Annotated in this window: 22 protein-coding genes and 1 tRNA gene; 6 read left to right on the plus strand and 17 right to left on the minus strand. The window is 38.3% G+C overall.

Translation table 11 applies throughout. The features are described 5' to 3' along the window. Positions 1-185 precede the first annotated feature (185 nt). The 3 genes from NDQ75_RS00555 to NDQ75_RS00565 all read left to right on the plus strand — a co-directional run bounded on the left by NDQ75_RS00555 (position 186) and on the right by NDQ75_RS00565 (position 1,936). Positions 186-578, plus strand: coding sequence for a VOC family protein (locus NDQ75_RS00555; RefSeq protein WP_202028823.1), 393 nt, complete (start codon positions 186-188; stop codon positions 576-578). Between the two features lie 70 nt (positions 579-648). Further along, positions 649-1,275 carry a dioxygenase family protein gene (locus tag NDQ75_RS00560; protein ID WP_202028824.1) on the plus strand — a complete coding sequence of 209 codons (627 nt, stop codon included), beginning with the start codon at positions 649-651 and terminating at the stop codon, positions 1,273-1,275. Next, positions 1,268-1,936 (plus strand): haloacid dehalogenase type II, encoded by a 669-nt coding sequence (locus NDQ75_RS00565; protein ID WP_202028825.1) that lies wholly within the window; start codon positions 1,268-1,270, stop codon positions 1,934-1,936. The genes NDQ75_RS00560 and NDQ75_RS00565 overlap by 8 nt, the downstream gene beginning before the upstream one ends. Before the next feature lie 39 nt (positions 1,937-1,975). On the opposite strand, the gene dnaB is transcribed toward NDQ75_RS00565, so the two are convergent. The 5 genes from dnaB to tgt all read right to left on the minus strand — a co-directional run bounded on the left by dnaB (position 1,976) and on the right by tgt (position 7,931). Further along, a complete protein-coding gene (gene dnaB / locus NDQ75_RS00570; RefSeq protein WP_202028826.1) occupies positions 1,976-3,517 on the minus strand; it encodes a replicative DNA helicase in 1,542 nt (513 codons plus the stop codon). A gap of 168 nt (positions 3,518-3,685) precedes the next feature. Next, positions 3,686-4,639, minus strand: coding sequence for an acetyl-CoA carboxylase carboxyltransferase subunit alpha (locus tag NDQ75_RS00575; protein ID WP_202028827.1), 954 nt, complete (start codon positions 4,637-4,639; stop codon positions 3,686-3,688). Between the two features lie 47 nt (positions 4,640-4,686). After that, positions 4,687-5,589 (minus strand): DMT family transporter, encoded by a 903-nt coding sequence (locus NDQ75_RS00580; protein ID WP_202028828.1) that lies wholly within the window; start codon positions 5,587-5,589, stop codon positions 4,687-4,689. Continuing rightward, positions 5,576-6,655, minus strand: coding sequence for an LptF/LptG family permease (locus NDQ75_RS00585; RefSeq protein ID WP_202028829.1), 1,080 nt, complete (start codon positions 6,653-6,655; stop codon positions 5,576-5,578). The genes NDQ75_RS00580 and NDQ75_RS00585 overlap by 14 nt, the downstream gene beginning before the upstream one ends. Before the next feature lie 145 nt (positions 6,656-6,800). Next, positions 6,801-7,931, minus strand: coding sequence for a tRNA guanosine(34) transglycosylase Tgt (gene tgt, locus NDQ75_RS00590; protein ID WP_202028830.1), 1,131 nt, complete (start codon positions 7,929-7,931; stop codon positions 6,801-6,803). A gap of 238 nt (positions 7,932-8,169) precedes the next feature. Between tgt and NDQ75_RS00595 the strand changes: the two genes are divergently transcribed. The 3 genes from NDQ75_RS00595 to NDQ75_RS00605 are packed head-to-tail and all read left to right on the plus strand — an operon-like array spanning position 8,170 to position 10,655. Then, positions 8,170-9,015 (plus strand): transketolase, encoded by an 846-nt coding sequence (locus tag NDQ75_RS00595; RefSeq protein ID WP_202028831.1) that lies wholly within the window; start codon positions 8,170-8,172, stop codon positions 9,013-9,015. A gap of 41 nt (positions 9,016-9,056) precedes the next feature. Beyond that, complete coding sequence (locus NDQ75_RS00600) at positions 9,057-10,010, plus strand: transketolase family protein (RefSeq protein ID WP_202028832.1); 954 nt, start codon at positions 9,057-9,059, stop codon at positions 10,008-10,010. A gap of 54 nt (positions 10,011-10,064) precedes the next feature. Beyond that, entirely contained in the window at positions 10,065-10,655 is a 591-nt protein-coding gene (locus NDQ75_RS00605; protein WP_202028833.1) for a porin family protein, read from the plus strand. Between the two features lie 559 nt (positions 10,656-11,214). Here the strand turns inward: NDQ75_RS00605 and NDQ75_RS00610 are convergent. From NDQ75_RS00610 to NDQ75_RS00665, 12 genes are all read right to left on the minus strand, one after another. Beyond that, a tRNA-Arg gene (locus tag NDQ75_RS00610) sits at positions 11,215-11,288 on the minus strand. A 33-nt stretch (positions 11,289-11,321) separates the two neighbouring features. After that, a complete protein-coding gene (locus NDQ75_RS00615; protein WP_202028834.1) occupies positions 11,322-11,771 on the minus strand; it encodes a GatB/YqeY domain-containing protein in 450 nt (149 codons plus the stop codon). A 130-nt stretch (positions 11,772-11,901) separates the two neighbouring features. Then, positions 11,902-13,848, minus strand: coding sequence for a cell division protein FtsZ (gene ftsZ / locus NDQ75_RS00620; protein WP_202028835.1), 1,947 nt, complete (start codon positions 13,846-13,848; stop codon positions 11,902-11,904). A gap of 74 nt (positions 13,849-13,922) precedes the next feature. Next, positions 13,923-15,266, minus strand: a complete 1,344-nt coding sequence (gene ftsA, locus NDQ75_RS00625; RefSeq protein WP_202028836.1) for a cell division protein FtsA — start codon at positions 15,264-15,266, stop codon at positions 13,923-13,925. 3 nt (positions 15,267-15,269) lie between these two features. Next, positions 15,270-15,989: a cell division protein FtsQ/DivIB gene (locus NDQ75_RS00630; RefSeq protein ID WP_202028837.1), complete on the minus strand. Its 720-nt coding sequence runs from the start codon at positions 15,987-15,989 to the stop codon at positions 15,270-15,272. After that, positions 15,973-17,328: a UDP-N-acetylmuramate--L-alanine ligase gene (gene murC, locus NDQ75_RS00635; protein WP_202028838.1), complete on the minus strand. Its 1,356-nt coding sequence runs from the start codon at positions 17,326-17,328 to the stop codon at positions 15,973-15,975. The genes NDQ75_RS00630 and murC overlap by 17 nt, the downstream gene beginning before the upstream one ends. 6 nt (positions 17,329-17,334) lie before the next feature. After that, positions 17,335-18,429 (minus strand): undecaprenyldiphospho-muramoylpentapeptide beta-N-acetylglucosaminyltransferase, encoded by a 1,095-nt coding sequence (gene murG, locus NDQ75_RS00640; protein WP_202028839.1) that lies wholly within the window; start codon positions 18,427-18,429, stop codon positions 17,335-17,337. Further along, positions 18,416-19,618 (minus strand): FtsW/RodA/SpoVE family cell cycle protein, encoded by a 1,203-nt coding sequence (locus NDQ75_RS00645; protein ID WP_202028840.1) that lies wholly within the window; start codon positions 19,616-19,618, stop codon positions 18,416-18,418. The genes murG and NDQ75_RS00645 overlap by 14 nt, the downstream gene beginning before the upstream one ends. Positions 19,619-19,641: 23 nt before the next feature. Next, positions 19,642-20,976, minus strand: coding sequence for a UDP-N-acetylmuramoyl-L-alanine--D-glutamate ligase (gene murD, locus NDQ75_RS00650; RefSeq protein WP_202028841.1), 1,335 nt, complete (start codon positions 20,974-20,976; stop codon positions 19,642-19,644). A 24-nt stretch (positions 20,977-21,000) separates the two neighbouring features. After that, positions 21,001-22,233: a phospho-N-acetylmuramoyl-pentapeptide-transferase gene (gene mraY / locus NDQ75_RS00655; RefSeq protein WP_202028842.1), complete on the minus strand. Its 1,233-nt coding sequence runs from the start codon at positions 22,231-22,233 to the stop codon at positions 21,001-21,003. A gap of 34 nt (positions 22,234-22,267) precedes the next feature. Continuing rightward, the gene (locus NDQ75_RS00660) at positions 22,268-23,731 is read right to left on the minus strand and encodes a UDP-N-acetylmuramoyl-L-alanyl-D-glutamate--2,6-diaminopimelate ligase (RefSeq protein WP_202028843.1); all 1,464 of its coding nucleotides are present in this window, start codon (positions 23,729-23,731) and stop codon (positions 22,268-22,270) included. After that, the gene (locus tag NDQ75_RS00665) at positions 23,728-25,737 is read right to left on the minus strand and encodes a penicillin-binding protein (protein WP_202028844.1); all 2,010 of its coding nucleotides are present in this window, start codon (positions 25,735-25,737) and stop codon (positions 23,728-23,730) included. Before NDQ75_RS00665 ends, NDQ75_RS00660 begins: the two co-directional genes overlap by 4 nt. Positions 25,738-25,741: the final 4 nt, after the last annotated feature.

A 25,741-nucleotide genomic window follows, 5' to 3' on the forward strand; every position in this document is an offset into this window, starting at 1 on the left:
CCAACTGGCAGTAGAACTATTTTAACGTAGCTTCCACTGTAAAGTAAACATTATCAAACAATTACTTTTTATTCCTATTTTAAAAACTGGGATATCGCATTATTTTTTTTACTAATTTTACTTTCAACCCACTGAATATTAGCTATATAAAAACAAAAAACTCATTAACCAATAATTCTTTTAATATGAAAAATGCAGCCTTACCCAACCCTGCCACTTGGTTTGAAATTTATGTAACCGACATGAACAGGGCGAAGAAATTTTATGAAGAAGTTTTTCAAACTACCATGCAACATTTACCAAATCCTACGGAAGACGACATGGAAATGTACACTTTCCCTTCAGATATGAATAACCACGGTGCCGGTGGAGCCCTAGCCAAAATGGAAGGTGTATCCCCTGGTAACAACAGCACACTTATTTACTTTGGTAGTAAGGATTGCAGTGTGGAAGAAAACCGCGTTGAAAAGGCAGGTGGAAAAATTTTTAAACCAAAAATGGCTATTGGGCAGCATGGTTTCATCGTGCTAGCTTCTGATACCGAAGGAAACATGTTTGGAGTACACTCAATGGAATAGTTATTGATACTATTTTGATTGTAACCAAAGACCATTATCAATGATGCTGGTACGGAATGAAATTAAAATCATGAATATTTACTTGAATGTATTTTTAATTATTTTGCTTCTAAATGTTAGTTCTTGTAAAGGACAAACGGAAAGAAATGTAGGTGGTCCCTGTGAAGATTGTGAGGCTTTGTTGGATTATAAGAAATTAAATATAAAACCAAATGCCATCGATACAATTCCCGGCTTTTTGAAAAATGACCCGAAAATAAAAATAACTGGAACCGTTTTTCAAAAGGATGGAAAAACGCCTGCCAGCGATGTTGTGTTATACATCTATCAAGTAGACCGAAAAGGAATTTACCAATCGAGTAACCAGCCGATAGGCTGGGAAAAAAGACATGGGCAGCACAGAACATGGCTAAAAACTGGAAATGATGGTAAGTATATTTTTTATACGTTTCGTCCGGCGAGTTACCCAACGAGCAACGAACCTGAACACATTCATATTTATGTGAAGGAGCCAAACACAGTTCCCTACTACCTGTCCAATTATCTATTTGAAAGTGACCCTTTGCTAATAGATAAAATTAAACAGTCCGATAAAAACCGTGGTGGTTCTGGGGTAATTCAACTTGAAATGAAAAATGATATTTTAACAGCCAACAGAGACATTGTTTTAGGGCTAAACATACCAAATTATGATTAGAGCTGTCTTTTTTGACATGAATGAAACGCTACTCAATTTAAATTTGTTGGATAAAGAATTCAAAAAGTATTTTGAGGATCCCTTTGTTTTAAAATATTGGTTTGCAAAGCTATTACACAGCTCTACTGTATTAGGAATAATGGATACTTACCATAATTTTGGAGAGTTGGCTGGCGCTGCTTTAGAAAATGTTTTTTATGAAAACGATAAAAAGCTGACAAAGGAAACCAAACAAGAAATACTAAGCGCCTTTAAAAAGTTACCCGCTTATACAGACGTAAAATCGGCACTTCAGCATCTAAAAAATGAAAATATCAAGTTATTTGCTGTGTCTAACTCCTCCAAGGAAATGATGCAAGAGCAACTTTCGAATGCTGAAATTTTGCATTTGTTCGATGGTTTCTATTCAGTAGACAGTGTTGAAAAGTATAAACCATTTAAGGATATTTATTTATCCGTGGCAGAAAAACAAGACTTAAAAACTTCCGAATTGATTATGGTGGCTTCACACGATTGGGATTTATTCGGAGCTAAGAAGGCTGGACTTAAAACAGCATACATCCAAAGAAAAAAAGAGATTTATAATCCCTTCTACCCAAAATCAGATTTTAACGTTACTAATCTTGTTCATCTTGCTGAACAAATTATTAAAGCTTCCTAAAAATAGGAAGAACATCTTGCAAATTACTATTCACAAAGTTTAAAACGGCACGTCATTATCGTCAAAATCATTGTTCATGGAACTACCAAAAGCTTCGTCGGCGCTTGGAAGGTCTTTGGTGCTAAACGGATTCTCATCTCCGTCGTTCATTTTTGATTGGAACTCGAAAGGTGAATCGAAATCGTCTAGGTTGTCAAACTTACCAAGGTGACCGATAAACTTAAGGCGTATGTTCTCCAGACCACCGTTACGGTGCTTAGCAACAATAAATTCTCCTTGTCCCTGTGTTGGACTGCGTTCTTCGTCGTCCCACTCCTCAATTTTATAATATTCAGGACGGTATATAAAGGAAACAATATCGGCATCCTGCTCAATCGCCCCAGATTCACGTAGATCGGAAAGCAATGGTCTTTTACTTCCCCCACGAGTTTCTACCGCACGGGAAAGCTGAGATAATGCAATTACCGGAACGTTCAATTCTTTTGCCAGCGCTTTTAGGTTTCGGGAAATGGTAGAAATTTCCTGCTCACGGTTTCCTCCCTTTTGCGACCCTCCAGCCGTCATTAATTGCAAGTAATCTATTATTATCATTCTAATGCCGTGTTGGGATGCTAAACGACGTGCTTTTGCCCTTAAATCGAAAATAGAAAGGGAAGGCGTATCATCTATAAATAACGGCGCAGACTCTAGCGATTTTACTTTTACGTTAAGCTGCTCCCACTCGTGCTTCTCCAGTTTACCAGTTCTCAGTTTTTCTGAAGACAAACCAGTTTCCGAAGAAATCAAACGAGTAATTAACTGTACAGAGGACATCTCCAGAGAGAAAAAAGCTACAGGAATATTAGAGTTTACCGCCATATTTCTCGCCATGGAAAGCGTTAACGCGGTTTTACCCATACCTGGTCTTGCCGCCACAATAATTAAATCACTGGGTTGCCAACCAGATGTTAACTTATCCAATTTATCAAAGCCTGATGGAATTCCACTCAAACCTTCCTTATTGGAAATTTCTTCAATTTTTTTCTTGGCTTGAATAACCAAGCTTTGAGCAGTTTCTGAAGATTTTTTAATATTCCCCTGGGTTACTTCATACAATTTAGCCTCGGCATTGTCCAAAAGATCAAAAACATCCGTTCCTTCATCGTAAGCATCTTCAATAATTTCACTTGAAATTTTTATAAGGCTTCGCTGAATGTATTTCTGAAGGATAATACGTGCATGAAACTCAATATGCGCCGATGAAGACACTTTTTTCGTAAGTTGAATCAAGTAAAAATCCCCACCTACACTTTCCAGTCTTTTGTTTTTCTTCAACTGCGCAGAAACTGTTAATAAGTCAATCGGCTCTGAGGTTTCAAAAAGCTGAACAACCGCTTCGTAGATGTATTTATGGGCATCTTTATAGAAAGCATCTGGGTGTAGAATATCAATAATTTCATCTACCCCTTTCTTATCAATCATCATCGCACCCAACACAGCCTCCTCTAAATCAATGGCTTGCGGGGGTATTTTCCCTTTTTCCAATTGAATTATATTGGACTTATCTATTTTGACTCCTTGTATTGGGTTTATTTTTTCCATGACTACGAATGTAAATAATTGTGGTCTTACATCGGGTTAAAAATCAGTCTTCGTTTTTAACTGATCGTCAACAATTTACCTGTTGATAACTTTTAATTCTTGTTAATAAAGTTAAAAAAAACCGAAGCGCAAACTTCGGTCTTAACAATAAGGTAACAAACAAAGGGGTTAATTGCTGAACACTCCCATGTTTGAATATTTGTCCATACGTTTTTTAACTAAATCGGCTGGGGATAACTTTTTTAATTCTTCATAAACCGAAGAAATTTTCTTTTCTACGGTTTTAAAAGTAGTTTCCCTATCAGCATGAGCTCCACCCAATGGTTCTTTAATAATGTCATCTACCAAATGAAGTTTTTTCATATCGGTAGCAGTAAGTTTTAAAGCTTCTGCAGCTTGCTCCTTGTATTCCCAGCTTCTCCAAAGAATAGAAGAACAGGATTCTGGGGAGATTACCGAGTACCATGTATTTTCCAGCATCAATACCTTATCTCCTACCCCTATTCCTAAGGCTCCTCCAGAAGCACCTTCACCAATGATCAAAACAATAATTGGCACTTTAAGGCGGGTCATTTCCAATATATTTCTTGCAATGGCTTCCCCTTGTCCTCTTTCTTCGGCTTCAATTCCAGGATAAGCACCGGGAGTGTCGATCAAGGAAACAACAGGAATATTAAATTTTTCTGCCATTTTCATGAGGCGAAGCGCTTTTCGGTATCCTTCAGGATTTGCCATCCCAAAGTTTCGATACTGACGGGTTTTAGTATTATACCCTTTTTGCTGACCGATAAACATATAGGTTTGGTCTCCTATTTTACCCAATCCGCCAATCATCGCTTTGTCATCTTTTACATTTCTATCGCCATGAAGCTCTAAAAATGTATCTCCGCAAATCGCCTTAATATAATCTAATGTGTAAGGTCTTGAGGGATGCCTCGATAATTGAACCCGCTGCCAGGCAGTCAAGTTTTTATATATTTCTTTTTTGGTCTTTTCTAACTTTTTATCTAATTGCTTACAGGTATCAGAAACGTCGATATCACTTTCTGATCCAAGAACTTTACATTTATCCAACTGTTCTTCAAGTTCTTTGATTGGCAACTCAAAATCTAAATACTCCATGAGTTTTGTTTTGATAATTTATTAGCGTACAAATATAAAATTTTAAACTATTTAGTCTGTCCTACTAGCGCTTTTCTTTTTAAAGAATTCTTTAAAATGCCGTTAGCCAGCACAGTAGACAGAATAATTAAAGCTCCAATATAAAATTCTTCGCTCATTTCTTCGGATGACCCTAAAATTACAAAAGCTAAAATAATTCCGTAAATCGGCTCCATATTTATGGTCAACATCACCGTGTACGGACTGATAAGCTTCATTACTTTCACGGATCCGATAAAGGCATAAGCGGTGCAGATGCTTCCCAAAAGTACTAAATAGATCCAATCTGATGCAGAAAGTATGAAAAATTCCGAAGAAAAGCTTCCCGTCACCAATAAATAAAGACTGATAAATATTACTCCGGAAGTCAGCTCATAAAAAGAAATTACAGAGGGTTTATGCTGTTTGGCAAGCTTACCATTTATAAGTGAAAATGTTGCTGATAATAACGTTGCAATTAAGGCGAACACTATTCCAAGAAAATAGGCTGTCTCTACCGAAAAAATAATGTAAAGTCCGAAAACAACAATCACCCCAAAAGCAATTTCATACCAGATGATTTTTCTTTTGTAAAAAATAGGTTCCAATATTGCAGTAAAAAAAGCACCTGTTGAAATAGTTGCCAAGGTTACCGAAACATTAGAAACTTTAATGGCCATAAAAAAGAAAATCCAATGCAAGGCGATAGTTATTCCAGCCACTATAAAAATTCCCAACGCCTTTTTTGGGACTTTAAGCGGAAACTTTTTAAAAGCTACGTATAGCCAAACAAAGAAAGAAGCCAAAAGCATCCTGAACCATACCAGCGGAATTGCATCGATGGTAATAAGTGCACCAAGCACTGCCGTAAATCCCCAAATAAACACAATAAAGTGTAGATGAAGATAATTTTTAAGTTTATCGTTTAGCATTGTTAAGAAGGTAGATCGCGAGGATCCCAAATAAAATGTTAGGAATGGCAACCGCCAATAAAGGTGAAAAATCAGATTGTTCTGCCATGGTACCAAATACCTTGTCAAAGAAAATGAACATAAAAGCCAAGGAAATACCAATGGCCAAGTTCACACCCATACCGCCCCTTCGTTTCATGGAAGACACAGAAACTGCAATAAGGGTTAAAATAAATGCCGAAATAGGCAGGCTCCACCGTTTGTATTTAACCACCAAATAGGTGTTGATGTTGGGCGCGCCCTTTTTTCGTTGTTCTTCTATAAATTGATTAAGTTCGAATAAATTTTTGGTTTCGGCCACATACGAAACAGGCGTGAGATCATCTAAATCGAATTCGAATAGCGTATCCAAACGGTTTTCCTTTTCCAGAATATCGTTGTTTTCGCCTACCGTTCTCTTCACATAACCACTCAATCGGTAGGTGCTGTCTTTATCGATCCACCGTATATTGCTCGCTCTTATTTTATACTGAAGTTCGTTTCCGTCAAAATGTTCCAGCGTAAAGTTATAGCCAATTTTCGTGCTTGGCGTAAAACTGCTTACGTAGATATATTCATTGTCATTAATCTGATTGAAAAGATTAGTAGTTTCCCGATCTTTATCCCGACCTCCTTTTAAATATTTTATTCTAAAGTCATTATACCCTTCACTTGCATCCGGCACAATAAACATTCCCAAAACGAATGAAAAAGCGGCCACAATGGAAGCTCCGATAAAATAAGGCCGTAAAAAGCGCCAAAATGAAATCCCCGAACTTAAAATGGCAATAATTTCTGTATTATTCGCTAGTTTGGAAGTAAACCAGATGATAGACAAAAACAAGAATATCGGAAATAAGAAACTGGCAAAGTAAAAAGTAAAATCAATATAATAAGAGATAATAGCATCGGTTGGGGCTTCATTATCAATCATTTTATCTATTTTTTCCGAAACATCCACCATGATGCCTATGGGAATAAATAGCATAATCATTGCAAAAAAGGTCATTAAATACTTTTTTAATATATACCAATCTATTATTTTCACTTTATCGTTTTCAGTTTTTCAATATTCAGTAGCCAGAATTCAGTAGGCAGTGTTCAGTGTTCAGTTGTCAGAAATCAGTTGGCAATTTTTTCGTCTAACTTCTTGACTCTAGACTCTTTAATATTTGCTTCCCTATCAATTCTACCTACAATCTCTTATCCATTTGTTTTACCATTGTATTTTTCCAATCGTAAAAATCCCCTGCTAAGATATGTTTTCTAGCTTCACGAACCAACCACAAATAAAAGCCTAGATTATGAATTGTAGCAATTTGTTTTCCTAAATATTCGTTAGCGGCAAACAAATGTCGCAAATACGCTTTGGAATAGTAGGTATCTACGTAGGTTATCCCCATTTCATCAATCGGGGAAAAATCGGCTTCCCACTTTTTGTTTTTAATGTTTATGGTTCCGTGTGCGGTAAAAAGCATCCCGTTTCTAGCATTTCTGGTAGGCATAACGCAATCGAACATATCTACACCCAATGCAATATTTTCCAAAATATTGATTGGTGTTCCAACGCCCATTAAATAACGCGGTTTGTCTTCCGGAAGGATTTCACAAACCACATCGGTCATTGCGTACATTTCTTCAGCAGGCTCCCCGACTGAGAGTCCACCAATAGCATTTCCTTCTGCTCCTGAATTGGCGATATATTCTGCAGATTGCTTGCGCAAATCTTTATACGTAGAACCTTGAACAATGGGAAACAGCGTTTGCTGATATCCATATTTATCAGGCGTATCGTTAAAACGCTTAATACATCTATCCAACCAACGGTGTGTCATGTGCATGGAACGTTTCGCATAATTGTAATCGCAAGGGTACGGTGTACACTCATCAAAAGCCATAATGATATCTGCCCCGATGGTACGTTGGATATCCATTACATTTTCTGGGGTGAAAAAATGATAGGAACCATCAATATGACTTTTAAACTTAACTCCTTCTTCTTTAATCTTTCGGTTGGCAGACAAAGAATACACTTGGTAACCTCCACTATCGGTAAGGATATTTCGGTCCCAATTCATAAACTTATGCAATCCACCAGCGGCTTCAAGAATATTAGTCTGCGGACGTAAATACAGGTGATAGGTATTCCCCAAAATAATATCTGGATTAATATCTTCCTTCAACTCCCTTTGATGCACTCCTTTTACAGAAGCCACTGTACCTACCGGCATAAAAATAGGCGTTTCTATCTCGCCGTGGTCGGTAGTAACTACTCCTGCCCTTGCTTTGCTTCCGCTATCTTTTCCTACTAACTTAAAATCCATTCCTGCTAACTCTTCAGTATAAAATCGATGTAATCTTCCGAAGAAAATACCGTCAACCTAATTCTTATTAAAACGTGCAAATATAAGAACTCATGGTCAAGAAATGTACGTTTTCGCCCAAAATAGCATCGTAAAATCTTACATTTCAAACAAAACAATAAAATATGTGTCGAAAATTACTTTGCCAAGGTTTTATAAAGGTTTATTTTTGTTTGAGATAATTAATTAACGATTACAGATGCCAGAGACACAACAATTAAACGATTTGACAACCCAAGTAAGAAGGGATATTGTAAGAATGGTGCATAAAGTAAATTCTGGCCACCCTGGAGGTTCTTTAGGATGTGCAGAATTTTTTGTAGCACTTTATAACGAAATTATGGAATTGGATACCGATTTTAAAATGGACGGTATTGGCGAAGATTTGTTCTTTTTATCCAATGGCCATATTTCGCCTGTATTTTATAGTGTTTTAGCCAGAAGAGGCTATTTTCCTGTGGAAGAACTAAACACTTTTAGATTAATTGATTCCCGTTTACAAGGGCACCCAACCACTCATGAAGGCTTACCTGGCGTTAGAATTGCTTCAGGATCTTTAGGACAAGGTATGTCGGTTGCTATTGGTGCGGCACTGGCTAAAAAACTCAATAAAGACAATCATATAGTATATAGCTTGCACGGTGATGGCGAATTGCAAGAAGGTCAAAACTGGGAAGCGATTATGTATGCCGCCGGAAATAAAGTTGATAATTTAATTTCTACAATAGACCTTAACGGACAACAAATTGACGGTGCAACCAACGATGTACTTCCGCTAGGGGATTTAAAACAGAAGTTTGAAGCTTTTGGCTGGGATGTTATGGAAATTGAAAAAGGAAACGACCTAGAGGCTGTAATTGCCGGACTAAAAGAGGCTAAAAGCAGAACTGGAAAAGGAAAACCTGTTTGTATTCTTTTGCACACCGTAATGGGACATGGAGTTGATTTTATGATGGGTACGCATGCTTGGCATGGTAAAGCTCCAAACGACGAACAATTGGAAAAAGCATTGGCTCAAAATCCAGAAACTTTAGGGGATTATTAAGCCTTTATCCAACTGATTGTTTAACACAAGAAAATTTTAAAATGAAAAAATATACATACACAGAAAAAATAGATACACGAAGCGGATTTGGAGCGGGACTTACCGAACTGGGTAGAACCAACCCAAATGTAGTGGCCCTTTGCGCCGACTTGGTGGGATCTTTAAAAATGCAAGATTTCATTAACGAAAATCCAGAGCGTTTCTTTCAAATTGGGATTGCTGAAGCGAACATGATGGGTATTGCCGCCGGACTTACTATTGGTGGAAAAATTCCTTTTACAGGTACATTTGCTAACTTTTCTACTGGAAGGGTTTACGACCAAATTAGACAATCTATCGCTTATTCTGATAAAAACGTGAAGATTTGTGCTTCCCATGCTGGTTTAACACTTGGGGAAGACGGGGCGACACACCAAATATTGGAAGATATCGGACTTATGAAGATGCTTCCTGGAATGACCGTTATCAATCCTTGTGATTTTAATCAAACTAAAGCGGCTACTATTGCCATTGCAGAACATCATGGTCCGGTTTATTTGCGTTTTGGACGCCCTGCAGTGCCGAACTTCACTCCTGCTGATCAGAAATTTGAAATCGGGAAAGCTGTAAAAATTAACGACGGTTCCGATGTAACCATTATTGCAACCGGACATTTAGTTTGGGAAGCTATTCTTGCAGGTGAAAAATTAGCAGAACAAGGTATCTCTGCAGATATTCTTGACATCCATACCATTAAACCTCTCGACGAGGAAGCTATTCTTGCTTCTGTTTCTAAAACAGGTTGTGTAGTTACTGCGGAAGAACATAACTTTTTAGGCGGGTTAGGAGAAAGTGTTGCTAGAACATTGGCAACCAACACACCGGCTCCACAGGAATTCGTTGCAACCCAAGATACCTTTGGGGAAAGTGGTACTCCTGCGCAGTTAATGGACAAGTACGGCTTAAACAGTGAAGCAATTGTTAAAGCTGTTACAAAAGTGTTAAAAAGAAAATAAACCGAAAGCTTTTCAGTTTATAGGTTTAATTAACATCTTAAAAAACACAAACAAATGAAAAAATCACTTTTAATAATTTGCCTCTTGGCAGGTTTTACAGGCTTTGCACAATCCGGTTCTGGATTTGGACTTAAGGGAGGTTTCAATTTTAACTCCAACGGGGATGCCGAAGTTTTCGAAGACACAAGAAACATAGGCTCTGACTCTAAAATAGGATTTCACATAGGTGGATTTGGTAAAGTTGACTTCGGAACATTGTATTTTAGACCTGAATTGGTATATACCAAAACCAATTCGAAATACGAAAGAGCTGATATTGATAGTAAATTTGAAATGAGCAAATTAGACGCGCCATTATTGCTAGGACTAAACCTTATTGGGCCTCTACATATTTTTGCTGGACCATCTTTACAGTACATTCTTGATACCGATTTAGAAGGGGTAACCTTAAATGATGTTGAAAATGATTTTACAGTAGGCCTTAATATGGGTGTTGGTGTAAACTTGGGTGAAAACTTAGGAATAGACCTACGTTACGAGAGAGGTTTCAGTGATAACGAAGCAGAATTTGTAGGGTTTGGAGGAAGCGGAAGAATAGACACCCGTCCTTCTCAACTTATCTTGAGTGCTTCTTTGAAGTTATAAATTCATTAAATATCTCAATAAAAATCCATCGCTCACCCGATGGATTTTTTTGTTTATAAATATAATATCGATTAGAGGTTCATACAAATCGAAAGTATCTCGTAAAACTTGCTGTTAAAAAACAATCTCCCTACTAAATAATTGAAAGTATATTGATTGGCTGCGCCCCGCCTGCAAAGCTCTCCTTTGGAAATAGCTCAAACAAAAAAACGCGCAAGCAAGCTTGGCGTAATATTATTGACCTTTCGTGAACAGGATTGGATTCGCTTCTCCTGCAAAGCTCCGCTTTGAAAATAGCTCAAACAAAAAAACGCGCAAGCAAGCTTGCGCGTAATATTATTGACCCTTCATAAACAGGATTGGCTTCGCCCCTCCTGCAAAGCTCCGCTTTGAAAATAGTTCAAACAAAAAAACGCTCAAGCAAGCTTGGCGTAATATTATTGACCTTTCGTGAACAGGATTGGCTTCGCCCTTCCTGCAAAGCTCCGCTTTGAAAATAGTTCAAACAAAAAAACGCTCAAGCAAGCTTGGCGTTTTTTCTTATTGAACTATTTATTCGTGACCCCGGCAGGATTCAAACCTGCAACCCTCAGAGCCGAAATCTGATATTCTATTCAGTTGAACTACGGGGCCTATTATCCCTGCTAAAGCAGGAATTTATTATTTTTAACTCAATTTACTTTTTACTACAGTAGAAATAGTTTTTCCATCCGCTCGACCTGCCAATTCCTTGGAAGCCATTCCCATTACCTTCCCCATGTCTTTTATTCCTTCTGCACCAGTCTTTGCAATGATTTCTTCCACAACCTTCGCAATTTCCTCTTCGCTAAGTTGCTCTGGAAGAAACTTTTCGATTATTGCTGCTTGCTCCAACTCTGGATCTGCCAAATCGGCTCTTCCTTGCTCATTGTAGATAGCAGCGCTGTCTTTACGCTGTTTTACCAATTTCTGTAATAGCTTAATCTCTTCCTCTTCAGAAAGTCCGTCTTTAGTGGCAGCATTTGTGTTAGCCAACAGCAACTCCGATTTAACAGCTCGCAATGCCTCCAATGCTGGTGCATTTTTAGCTTTCATCGCTGCTTTCATTTCTGCCATTACCTTATCTTGTAAACTCATAACAGTGCTGTTCTATTTTTTGCTGTGCGAAGATAAAAAAATAACCCGAAAACTTATACAAACTTCCTATATAAAAAATGGGAGCAGTAAAGTTTTCGGGTTACTTGCGAATAACCTATTAACAATTCGTTTAATCTACGTTATCATGCAAAAAAGAATTATTACTTCTCAATTGCATTTCATCGTTACTGTCTGATCCTAAACTCATCCTTGATGATTGATCAGAATTTCTTCTGTCTTCCAAATCGATTCCCATACGCTTGTACGCTGGCTGTTTCTCAATTTCTTCAATCTTGGAGGCATTATTGTGAAATTTATAGTTGAAGTCTTTCAACTTGCGTCGACGCTCTTCTGCTCTACTTCTCAAACTATCCTCAATAGAACTGTTCATTGGGTCTACTTCTTCAGAAACTTGATTATCAGAAGGCTTTTCTTCAACGACTTTCTTCTTAAAAGCCAATTCCTCTTCTACTTTTTCTTCTTTTTTTGCTGAAGGTTTAGCGTTGTTCAATTGATCTTCCATTTCCATGTAATCATCCAAACTATATCGCTTTGTTCCATCTTGGGAAACTTCCGTTACGGGAATCACTTCAACATGGTCCTTCACCTCGTAATCATTAACATCCTCCGAAAAGTCGAAAGTAACCGTATTTTGCTCTTCCTCTTCTTCTTGATCATTCTCATTCAGCGGCATATCAAAAGAAAGCATCGTTTGCTTTTTGGCTTCTGCCGGACGCACTATTTCTGGATCCACCACATCGATGTCCCTTAATTTTGCTGTAGTATCTATAATTACAAAATCATCGTCATTTTCTAAAGTAACCTCATCGTAAACAACATTGATATTTTTAATCAATTCTGAAGTTGGTATCAACTCCATGCTTGGCTCATCCTGCGTATCATCAACCAAGGTATGTTTTACAATTTTTTCTTCTTTTACCGGCTCTGGTTGAGCTTCTTTTGGCGCTTCAACAGGTTGGTTGGAAAATCTTGTAGGGTTATTTTTTGGAGTAAGATCGTGGACAGCTTTTTGTTCATCTTCCAGGGTATGGATAATTTTTTTTGCTTCAGTATTCACAATCTCATGCTGCTGCTCTGGGTTGAATCCAGTAGCAATAACCGTAACGGCAATAGAATCGCCAAGACTTTCGTCCTCCCCTACACCCATGATAATGTTGGCGTTGTGCCCAGCTTCATTCTGTATATGATCGTTGATTTCTCCAATTTCATCCAATGTAATCTCTTCAGCTCCAGAAACGATAAGTAGCAATACGTTCTGAGCACCTGAGATTTTATTATCGTTAAGAAGTGGCGAATCCAAAGCTTTCATAATAGCCTCTGGCGCACGGTTAGCCCCCGTAGCAGTAGCAGAACCCATAATGGCGGTCCCACTATTGGAAAGCACAGTTTTTGCATCACGTAAATCGATGTTTTGAGTGTAATGATGAGTTATTACCTCTGCAATTCCCCTAGCTGCCGTTGCCAACACTTCATCTGCCTTAGAAAAACCAGCTTTGAAACCAAGGTTTCCATAGACTTCCCTTAGTTTATTGTTGTTAATCATAATTAGGGAATCCACATGTGCGCGTAACTTTTCCACGCCACGTTGCGCCTGTTGATTTCTCATTTTTCCTTCAAACTGAAAAGGTATGGTAACAATTCCAACAGTAAGAATATCCATATCCTTTGCCAACTTTGCAATAACAGGAGCCGCACCTGTTCCGGTTCCTCCACCCATTCCAGCGGTGATAAATACCATTTTAGTGTTGGTATCTAGCATAGATTGGAGCTCTTCCAAGCTCTCAATCGCTGCCTGTTCCCCAATTTCGGGATTGGCACCTGCGCCTAATCCTTCGGTTAAAGAAACCCCCAATTGAACTTTATTCGGTACGCCTGTATTTTGCAGTGCTTGCGAATCTGTATTACAAACCACAAAATCCACCCCATTGATTCCCTGTTGAAACATGTAATTAATTGCATTGCTACCGCCGCCTCCAACGCCAATAACTTTAATTACATTACTTTGATTTTTTGGTAAGTCGAATGAGATGTTCCCTAAATCTGTGTTGCTACTCATAATAATTTTTTTTACCCTGTTTTCCTTTTTGCTACTTACTATTCATTTTTTTACGCATGCTAGACGTTGGTAACCTATTCTGCGTTATCTAAAAAGTCTTTTAATTTTTCAGACCATTTTTCCAAAAAGCTTTTACGCTCTCTTGGTGGTTCCGTTGGTTGGGGCTCGGTTTGGTTATGTTCGATATTTTCTGTTTCTTCTTTTTCTTCTGAAGTTGGTTGCGGTTCTTTCTCCACAGTTTTCACTCCATTTTTCTTTTGCTGCTGAATGGCATTCATCACCAAACCAACAGCCGTTGCATACACCGGACTAGCCACTTCCGCATCAGAATCTCCTGCTAAATGTTCATTTGGATATCCAATTCTAGTATCCATTCCCGTGATGTATTCTACCAATTGCTTTAAATGTTTCAACTGGCTACCACCGCCTGTTAACACAATTCCTGCAATCAATTTTTTCTTTTGATCCTCGTGACCGTAGTTTTTAATTTCCATGTACACCTGTTCTATAATCTCCACCACACGGGCATGGATGATTTTAGAAAGGTTTTTCAATGTAATTTCCTTGGGCTCCCTTCCCCTTAAACCAGGAATGGAAACTATTTCGTTATCCTTGTTTTCACCAGGCCAAGCTGATCCAAATTTTATTTTTAAGAGCTCTGCCTGCTTTTCAATTATGGAGCATCCTTCTTTTATATCTTCCGTAACCACATTTCCTCCAAAAGGAATTACTGCGGTATGACGTATAATTCCATCTTTAAAAATGGCTAAATCGGTAGTTCCTCCACCGATATCAATCAATGCTACACCTGCTTCCTTTTCTTCCTGACTCAAAACAGCATTTGCAGCAGCTAACGGCTCTAAGGTAATTCCCGCCAAATCAAGACCAGAGCTTTTTACACACCTACCAATATTTCTAATAGACGATACTTGCCCAACCACCACGTGAAAATTGGCTTCCAATCGGCCACCATACATTCCAATAGGTTCTTTTATTTCTGCTTGTCCATCGACTTTATATTCCTGCGGAAGGACATGAATTATCTCTTCCCCTGGAAGCATTACCAGTTTATAAACCTGATTGCAAAGTTTATCTAAATCTATATCGCTTATTACTTCTTCGGAATCTGATCTAGTGATGTAATCACTATGCTGAAGGCTTCGAATATGTTGCCCTGCGATTCCTACTACGCAATCATGGATTTTCAATCCGGATACACTTTCAGCTTCTTGAACGGCTTGTTGAATGGATTGAATGGTTTGTGTGATGTTGTTAACCACACCCCGATGCACCCCTAAGCTTTTAGATTTTCCAATACCTAAAATCTCAATCTTTCCATAATCGTTCTCACGACCGATCATGGCCACAATTTTTGTGGTCCCTATATCTAATCCTACCGCGTATTTAGTATTTTCCATAATCTATTTTTTGGTACACACTACTTGGTTATCAAAGCTAAGGTTTACCGCTTTGTATTTCCCTAACGTTTTATCGTGTAATCCCTTTTGATAAAAAGCTTTAAAATTGTTGAACTTCGCTTCTAGCTTTTCGGCTTCTCCCAAAAGAATCACGAAGTCTTCAGTTCTCAACTTTAATTCAAAATGATCTTTTTTTTGATGAATCCCGATAATATTCTTTTTCAGAAATTCATCTTCATATATAAACTCAGAAAGTTTATAAAGTTTTGTTATGTCGCTTTTATCACCTACACCGGTTACCAAAGGAACACGTGCAGCATACACTGGCGACAAAGGCATTTTTTTTCCTTCAGCATCAATATAAAAAGACGGATTGGATGCAACACGCGCTATAGGCGTACGCTGGCGGATTTTTGCCCCAATCTCCCCAGTTACAGAAACGTACACATCAGCCTCTTGCACCATTTCATTGGCGACAAGAGACTGCTCCATTCTATTCAAAGCTAATTTTTCTTTTGGTACGCCCGAAGTATCCACTTCATTTTGTATCAACAACTTATTAACTGTATTTCTGGTAATAAAATGCCCCTCATCGTTTAAAAAAACGATGTCTGATTGCTTGCTTACGGTACGATTTTTATTTCTGCTATTTGAAAAAGAGTACAAAAATACCAATGCTAGCAGCACTATCCCAATTTTTATATGGTTAAAATATTTTTTCACTTAACGTTTTTTTTAAGGTATTCACTTCTAGTCCAATATCTCCAGCACCAAGGGTTAAAAAAACCTGGGAATCACTTTTTCGTACTGCCTCAGAAAGGTTTTCTTTGGCAACTTTTTGCTTGTTGGGGTTTGTTATCATTTCCAACAACCAATCTGATGTAATTCCTTCAATCGGTTTTTCCCGAGCTGGGTAAATGTCTAATAAAATAATCTCGTCAAAACGGGTTAAGCTCTGTGAAAATTCTGGGGCAAAATCTTTCGTCCTGGAAAATAAATGGGGCTGAAAGATTACGGTAATTTTCTTATTTGGGTGTGCACTCTTTACTGCTTCATAAACAGCATCGATTTCCGTAGGGTGGTGTGCATAATCGTCTATGTAAACTAGATTTTCTTGATTGATTTGATATGAAAACCTTCGTTTAATCCCTTTAAAACTGGCAAGCGCTTCGGCAAGGCGACTTAGGGGGGTGCCTAATGTTGCCGCCATTGCCAATGCCGCCAATGCGTTCAACAAATTGTGTTTTCCTGGTTTGTTAAACGTAACCCCTTCAATAGTTTCTGTAGGGGTTACCACGTTGAATAGATAGGTTGAGTTTGTGATCTTAATATTTTGAATGGTATAATCGGAGTCATCCTCAATACCATAGGTAATTCCTTCAATAGGCAATCCATTTCTAACAAATAGTTTACCGTTGGATTTTAATCTGGAAGCGAAATCGTTAAAAGTACGTTCTAACTCCTGCTTGTTTCCATAAATATCCAAATGATCGGCATCCATGGATGTAATGCAAGATACAGTTGGCGATAAATGCAAAAATGAACGATCAAATTCATCAGCTTCCACAACCGTATAAGCGCTGCCTTCAATTAAAAAGTTACTATTGAAATTCTCTGAAACACCTCCCAAAAAGGCTGTAATTGGTGTTCCCGTTTCTTTCAATATATGCGCCAGTATGCTACTAGTTGTGGTTTTTCCATGAGTTCCAGCCACCGCAAAGCAGTACGAGTCTTTTGTGATTAAGCCTAAAACAGCAGCTCTTTTCTGCACTTCAAAACCGTTGGTAATAAAATATTGATATTCGGAATGATCTTTCGGTACCGCCGGGGTGTACACTACCAATGTATTTTCTTTATTCTTGAAATCGGCTGGAATTGCTTCAACATTATCGTTAAAATGAACTGCAATACCAGATTCTTCCAAGCCCTGTGTAATCTCGCTGGGTGTTTTGTCGTAGCCAGCAACATTTTTATCAATGAACTTAAAATAACGCGCCAGCCCAGACATACCAATGCCGCCTATGCCGATAAAGTAAACGTTATGTATTGTTTGTAAGTTCATATATTTTTAAGCAGTTTTTAAAAGTTTTTCTATTTCGTCAACAATGGTTTTGGTAGCATTGGGCAACGCCAATTTTTTAAAATTCCCACTTAATTCTTTTTGCTTTTCTTCGGAATTAAAAACAGATAAAAAAGTATTTTCAAATACTTCATCCAATTTATTCTCCTTCAATAAAATTGCGGCATTTTTTTCAGCTACGGCTGAAGCATTTTTGGTTTGATGATCTTCCGCAACATTGGGCGATGGTATAAAAAAAGTAGGCTTTGCTACTATGGCCAACTCTGAAACAGAAATGGCTCCCGCCCTTGAAATAATAAAATCTGCCGCCGCGTAGGCCAAGTTCATATCATTTATGAAAGCATTCACTTTTATCATTTCACTCTCGTACTTTTTGTATTCTTCATAATACAGTTTACCGCATTGCCATATAATTTGTACGTTGTTTTCTTTAAAAAAGTTTAGCTCTTTTTCAACTAATTGGTTTATTCTTCGTGCACCTAAACTTCCACCCATGACAAACAGGGTTTTACGATTTTCCTTCAGCTTAAAAAATCTTTTACCTTTTTCTTCTTTGCCTTGGATTTCCAACAAATCCTGACGAACAGGATTACCCGTTTTTACAATTTTTTCAGAAGGAAAAAACCGCTCCAACTTATCATAGGCTACAAAAATCTTTTCCACTTTTTTTGACAGCCACTTATTTGTAATTCCAGGAAACGAATTCTGCTCCTGAAGCACGCATGGAATATTTTTTTCTGAAGCCATTTTAAGCAATGGTCCGCTTGCAAAACCGCCCGTTCCAATAGCCACATGTGGTTTAAATTCTTTTAGTATGCTTTTTGACTTCCAAAGACTACTCATCAACTTGAAAGGAAACATCAGATTACTGAGTGTTAGCTTCCGCTGAATTCCAGAAATCCATAATCCTCTAATATTATATCCTGCCTGCGGCACTTTCTCCATCTCCATTCTGTCCTGAGCGCCTACAAACAAAAATTCGGCATTGGGGTGCCTTTGCTTTAGCTCATTGGCTATAGCAATTGCGGGATAGATATGACCACCTGTCCCTCCACCGGATAATATGAATCTATAATTGCTCACTTAAAACGTCTAACGGATTTTGATTTTCAACTTTTTCTTCTTCTTTCTCTAACTTTTCCTGTCGCTTAGCGCTTACACTTAGAATAATACCAATGGCCAAACAAGTCATCCAAATGGAAGTACCCCCGCTACTGATTAGCGGAAGCGTTTGACCCGTTACAGGGAATAACTCTACTGCTACCGCCATATTGATGAATGCCTGAAAAACGATAGGCAATCCGGCCGCAATGACCAGCAGTTTCCCAAAAGTGGATTCCGACTTGTGGGCAACGACTACAATTCTAAAGAGTAACAGCAAATAAATAAGCACCATTATGAGTCCGCCCACAAGTCCATATTCTTCAACAATGATTGCGTAAATAAAATCGGATGAACTTTGAGGAAGGAAATTCTTCATTACACTTTTTCCTGCACCAACGCCAATAACTCCTCCCGTTGCAATGGCTATTTTAGCTTTCTCTATTTGATAATCAGCTTCCGTATCTTCATCATCAGCAAAACTTTCAATTCGGCTAATCCACGTATCCACTCTATTTGGGAACAATCCAGGAAAAGCCTTTGCGGTAAGCACAAACATGGTCAACCCCAATATCCCCGCTCCGATTATGGCTGTTAAATATTTCCATGGATATCCACCCAAAAAACATAGTGTTAATACCATAAAAAAGATAATAGCAGTAGTAGAAAAGTTGGCAGGCAAAATAAGCATCAGCACCACAAAAACTGGTAACCAAAGTGGCACAATACTCTCTTTAAAACTGATGGTTCTATCTTTTATTTTTGCCAAATATCTTGCTACGTGAATAAGCAATACAATAGATGCCAAAGTAGAGGTTTGAAATGTTATCCCTACAAAAGGCACCTGTATCCATCTACTTGCGTTGGCTCCACCAATGGTAGTTCCTTGTGCTAACGTATAAACAAGCAATAGGATAACTATTGGCATTGCTATAATGGATAAGCCTTTAAAATATCGATACGGAATTTTATGCACAGCATAAATCACACAAATTCCCATCAAAAGTAGCACTCCATGTTTAAACAAATGACTTAAAGTAGTACCATTACCTACCACATACACCAAGTTAGTACTTGCGCTGTAAACAGGTAAAAAGGAAAACAGCGCCAAAAGGCCCACAACGGCCCAAATAGCTTTATCCCCTTTTATATTTTTAAATATTTCCTGCACTGGTAAGGCTCTTTTTTTATCGATTATAACTTTCTTACTTCTTCTTTAAACTGGTCTCCTCGATCTTCATAGTTGGTAAACAGATCGAAAGAAGCACATGCTGGAGACAATAAAACGGAATCTCCTTTTTCGGCTACTTCTTTACTAATTTTTACTGCATCTTTCATTGAGGTTGTTTCCACAATAAAATCTACTACACTACCAAAGGTTTCTATGATTTTGGCATTATCAAGCCCTAAACAAACAATAGCCTTTACTTTTTCGCGTACTAAAGGCATAAGCGATAAGTAATCGTTCCCCTTATCTTGTCCACCTACAATCCAAACTGTTGGGGTTTTCATGCTATCCAACGCATAAAATGTAGCATTTACATTGGTTGCTTTAGAATCGTTTATGTATTGTACATTCTGAATTTTCAACACTTTTTCTAACCTATGGGAAGCTCCCTGAAAATTCTCAAGACTTTCACGAATGGTTGCTTTTCTAATTTTTAATAATTGTGCTACTGTAGAAGCCGCCATGGCGTTTTTAGTGTTGTGCTTCCCTTCTAATGTTAATGTATCTGTTGACATTTCTAAATGCTGTTTATCTATGTTTATTATAATCTTATTATTCTCTAAATACGCTCCATTTTCTATCTTCTTTTCAACTGAAAATGGTAACAGTTGTGCTTTTACCGGATGCTTTTCAAGCCAATCGGTAATTACGGCATCATCGGCATCATAAATAAGGTAATCTTCTTGTGTTTGATTCATGGCAATCCTAAACTTGGAAGCAATGTAATTTTCAAACTTATAATCATACCTGTCTAAGTGATCTGGGGTGATGTTGGTAATGATAGCAATGTGTGGATGAAAATTTTTAATTCCATCCAACTGAAAACTACTGATTTCCAATACGTAAAAATCCTTATGGCTTTCAGCTACCATTTGCGCAAAACTGTCCCCGATATTACCAGCCATACCTACGTTCAATCCTCCATTTTTAAGTAGATGGTTGGTAAGCATAGTAGTGGTTGTTTTGCCATTGCTTCCGGTAATCCCCACGATTGTTGCACCTGTATATTCCGAAGCAAATTCAATTTCTGAAACAACAGCTATTTTTGCTTCCACCAGCTTTTTAACTAGCGGCGCTTTATCGGGTATTCCCGGACTCTTCATTACGAGGTCGGCATTCAAAATTTTATCTTCCGAATGCTCCCCTTCTTCCCAATCAACTTCAATATTTTTAAGAACGTTCTTATATTTTTCTTTGATGTTTCCTTTATCGGAAACAAAAACATCAAATCCTTCTTTCTTTCCTAAAATGGCTGTTCCCACACCACTTTCGCCTCCACCAAGTACTACAAGCCTTTTCATATTATTCGAGTTACGAGTTACGCTTTATCGCAACTTGAGGGTAACTACCGTTATAACTGCCAACAATATTCCTACAATCCAAAAACGGGTTACGATTTTACTTTCATGATATCCTTTCTTTTGATAGTGATGATGAAGAGGCGACATCAAAAAAATACGCCTTCCTTCTCCATATTTTTTCTTTGTGTATTTAAAGAAACTCACCTGAAGGACTACGGATAAATTTTCAGCTAAGAAAATTCCGCAGAGAATAGGTATTAGCCATTCTTTCCTAATAGCGATTGCGATAACCGCAATTATTCCGCCTATGGTTAAGCTCCCTGTATCACCCATAAAAACTTGCGCCGGAAATGTGTTATACCATAAAAATCCAACCAATGCCCCCACAAAAGCAGCGATAAAAACCGTTATTTCCCCCGCCCTAGGGATGTACATGATATTTAAATAATCTGAAAAAATGATATTACCCGAAACCCAAGCAAAAATTCCCAAGGTCAACGCGATAATCGCCGAGGTTCCAGCTGCCAAGCCATCAATACCATCGGTTAAATTGGCGCCATTGGACACTGCGGTTATAATGAATACCACAATTGGAATAAAAATTAACCAAGCGTAACTTTTGTAATTATCTCCCATCCAAGAAAGCAACAAGGCATAATCAAACTCGTTATCTTTAACAAATGGAATGGTGGTTTTGGTAGATTTCTCCTCATCTCCATAGTCCAGACTCGCATCGCTTCGCGTTACTACCTCCACTTTATTTTCAGTTTTTAACTCTTCTTTTACCGTAACGTTCGGGTGAAAATATAAGGTCGCTCCAACAATCAATCCGATTCCGATTTGACCGAGAACTTTAAACTTACCCTTTAATCCTTCTTTATCTTTTTTGAAAATCTTAATGTAATCGTCCACAAAACCTATAACTCCCATCCAAACCGTAGTTACAATCAACACGATAATGTAGATGTTCTCCAGTTTAGCAAACAACAAAACAGGAATTAGGGTAGATAAGATGATAATGATACCCCCCATAGTTGGTGTTCCCGCTTTTTGCGATTGGCCTTCCAAGCCTAACTCCCTAACACTTTCACCAATTTGTTTCGATCGCAAATAATTGATAATTCGCTTTCCATAAATGGTAGATATCAACAACGACAATAGCACCGCAGCAGAGGCCCTGAAGGTGATGAACTGAAACAATCCCGCTCCCGGTAATTGATATTGTTTTTCTAAAAATTCGAATAAATAGTATAACATATAACTCGTTTATTCCTCTTTTTGAGGGCCTTGCTTATTTTTGTACGTTTGACAATAATTCTTTTACTACCTCCAAATCGTTAAAATGATTACGAACCCCATTTATTTCTTGATAGGTTTCGTGACCTTTTCCCGCGATAAGGATAATGTCGTTTGGCTTTGCAAACTGGCAAGCCGTTTTAATTGCTTGCTTTCTGTCTTCTATAGAAATTGTTTTATTATAATTTTGAGGTTCTACCCCCACCTCCATGTCTTCAATAATCTTTTTTGGATCTTCCGTTCTTGGGTTATCGGAAGTAAAAATGGCTTTACTGCTCAATTGCGAAGCGATATTTGCCATTACCGGTCTTTTTGCAGCATCACGGTCCCCACCACAACCTACCACTGTAATCAAACTTTCATTCCCGGTTCTAATAGTATTTATAGTTTCCAAAACATTCTTTAATGCATCTGGCGTGTGCGCGTAATCTACTATTGCGGTGATTTTTTCTTCGGAAATAAAATACTGAAACCGGCCGCCAACACTTTCCAATTCGCTCATGTACTGAAGCGTCTCCAACGTTTCCAATCCCAGAAGATCAGCAACAGCATAGACCGCCAATAAATTATAGGCATTGAAACTTCCAATCAATCTTGACCATACCTCGTTGTCATTCACTTTCAGCAACAATCCTGTAAATTGATTTTCGAGGACTTGTGCTTTGTAATCGGCATACGATTTTAAGGCATACGTAACCTTATTGGCTTTGGTGTTTTGCAACATTACCAAACCATTTTTATCATCTACATTTACAAGCGCAAATGCTGATTTAGGCAGTTCGTCAAAGAATATTTTTTTGGTATCCCTGTATTCAGCAAAAGTTTTATGATAATCCAAATGATCGTGCGACAAATTGGTAAAAACACCTCCGGCAAACTGCAAACCTGCTGTTCGCTGTTGATGGATTCCATGGGAACTTACTTCCATAAAGCAAAACTCCACCCCCGCATCGTTCATCTTTTTTAAATATTCATTTATAGTGATGGAATCTGGCGTTGTATGTGTTGCTGGAAAGTCTTCATCCCCAACCATAACTTTTACGGTAGAAAGCAACCCGACTTTAAAACCTGCTTTTTTAAACAAATTGTAAAGCAACGTAGTTACAGTAGTTTTTCCGTTAGTTCCTGTAACCCCTACCAATTTTAAATTTGCTGAAGGGTTTTTATAAAAATTAGCTGCCATTATAGCCAATGCCCTGTGCGAATTTTCCACTTCCACGTAGGTAACCCCGTTAATTGTTTGTTCAGGAAGTTTCTCGCAAATAACAGCTATTGCCCCTGCCTCAACGGCTTTGGTAATATAATTATGTCCATCTACAACAGTACCGGGCACAGCGACAAAAACATCATCCAAAGATACCTTTCGGGAATCAAAATGAATGGAATTCACATGCGTTACCGTATTGCCAACAACCGCATTAATGGTAACCCTATATAATATGTCTTTTAACAACATCATGATAACTGCAACACTACTGTTTGGTTCGACTCCAATTTTTGTCCGCTTTTAACCGACTGACTTTTCACCTTTCCTATTCCACTTCCTTCCACCCTAACTTTCACACCAAGATTTTCGAGTAAAGAAACCGCATCCATTCCGCTCATGCCTTCCACATTTGGCATTTTTTCATTTCGCTTCTTCACTTGGGCGTAATAAGCCTTGTAATCTTTTTCAACTTTCGAATTCTCTTCATCCAACTCTTCAATCGTATCGATTAACGGAGAATTGGTATAAATTTTCTGTGCAATACTTTTAAACACCGGCCCCGACACATCTGCTCCGTAATACCCAACGCTTTTATCGGGTTCGTGAATTACGACGATGCAGGAATATTTCGGATTTTCAGCAGGGAAATAACCCGCAAAGCTGGAGATATAATTTAGTTTGCTTTTATCTCTATAATCTTTCTGACAAGTCCCCGTTTTACCGGCCATGGAAAAATTAGGAGAATACAGGCCATGCCCTGTTCCGTGTTCACTTTCAACTGTATTTTTGAGCATTTCCTGTACTTTGGATATTGTTTCTTTGGAACAGATTGAAGGATTGATAACTTCCTTATCGAACTTATGAACCACCTTGTCCCATTCACGAACTTCTTTTATCAATCTCGGCTTCACCATCTCACCACCATTGGCAACCGCATTATAGAAAGTAAGTGTTTGCAACGGCGTAAAAGACACTCCATACCCGTATGCCATCCATTGCAGGGCAATCCCGCTCCACCTGCTTTTATCATTTGGGTGTGGGATGATTGGTTTTCCCTCGCCTTTTATAGACATTCCCAGTTTCTCATTCAGTCCCATATTATAAAGACGGTTGACAAATTTTTCAGGCTGGCTTTTATAATGTTTATCGATAATTTTTACAATTCCAACATTCGAGGAACGCTCCAATACTTCAGAAACTGTGATTTCACCGTAACCACCATGCTTGGAATCCCTTACTTTTTTTCCGTAGAATGAGATAATACCTTTTTCTGTGTCGATAACATCACTAGTATCCACCGCGTCATCTTCCAAAGCAGCAATCATGGACATTAATTTGAAGGTGGAGCCTGGCTCATGGGACTCCCCTACGGCGTAATTCAAACGCTCGTAATAACTTCCACTTTTGGTACGGCCTAAATTGGATATCGCTTTAATCTCTCCTGTCGCCACTTCCATAACTACTACAGAACCGTGATCGGCTTTGTATTTTTCTAACTGATTTAAAAGTGCGTGATGGGCAATGTCCTGAATATTCACATTAATGGTAGAAACCACATCATAGCCGTCTTTAGGCTCAACTTCATTGTAATCGGTAATGGGTTTCCATTGTCCTTTGGCTATTTTTTGTTTTAGACGATGCCCTTCGGTTCCTCTTAAATAATCGCCAAAAGCACCTTCCAAACCAACTCTTGTGTAATACCCTTGATCGTCTACACGTTCGTACCCGACGCTTCGGTGCGCAATTCCGCCTAAAGGATATTCCCTTTTGGTTTCCTGCTCCACAATTATCCCACCTTTGTAAGGACCTAAATTGAATAAAGGGAAATTTTTAATCTGAATATATTCCGTATACCCCAAATCCCTTGCGATAAGTAAATAGCGGTTCTTGTTAGCCCGCGCCTTTCGCATTAAATTTTGATAATAGGAAGACGATCTGCCCAATACTTTTGACAAAGAATCCGACAAAGCTTTTATATTTCTCTCAAACACTTTATGTTGCGGGGTAACGGCATCAAAACGGATGTCGTATTTGGTCACTGAAGTAGCCAACAGACTGCCATCATCAGAATACAGATTGCCCCTTTTCGGTTCAATTGTAAAATTCTTAATGGTACGTTGCTCGGCAAGCGCCCTGTATTTCTCCCCTTCAGAAAATTGAATGGCAAATAATTTTACCACAACTGCCAAGGCGAAGAAAAACATACACCCTGCGACGAAATACAAGCGGCTTAATATGTTTTTATCGGTTATTGGCATAATT

This window comes from Galbibacter mesophilus (assembly GCF_023721415.1).
Taxonomy (GTDB): domain Bacteria; phylum Bacteroidota; class Bacteroidia; order Flavobacteriales; family Flavobacteriaceae; genus Galbibacter; species Galbibacter mesophilus.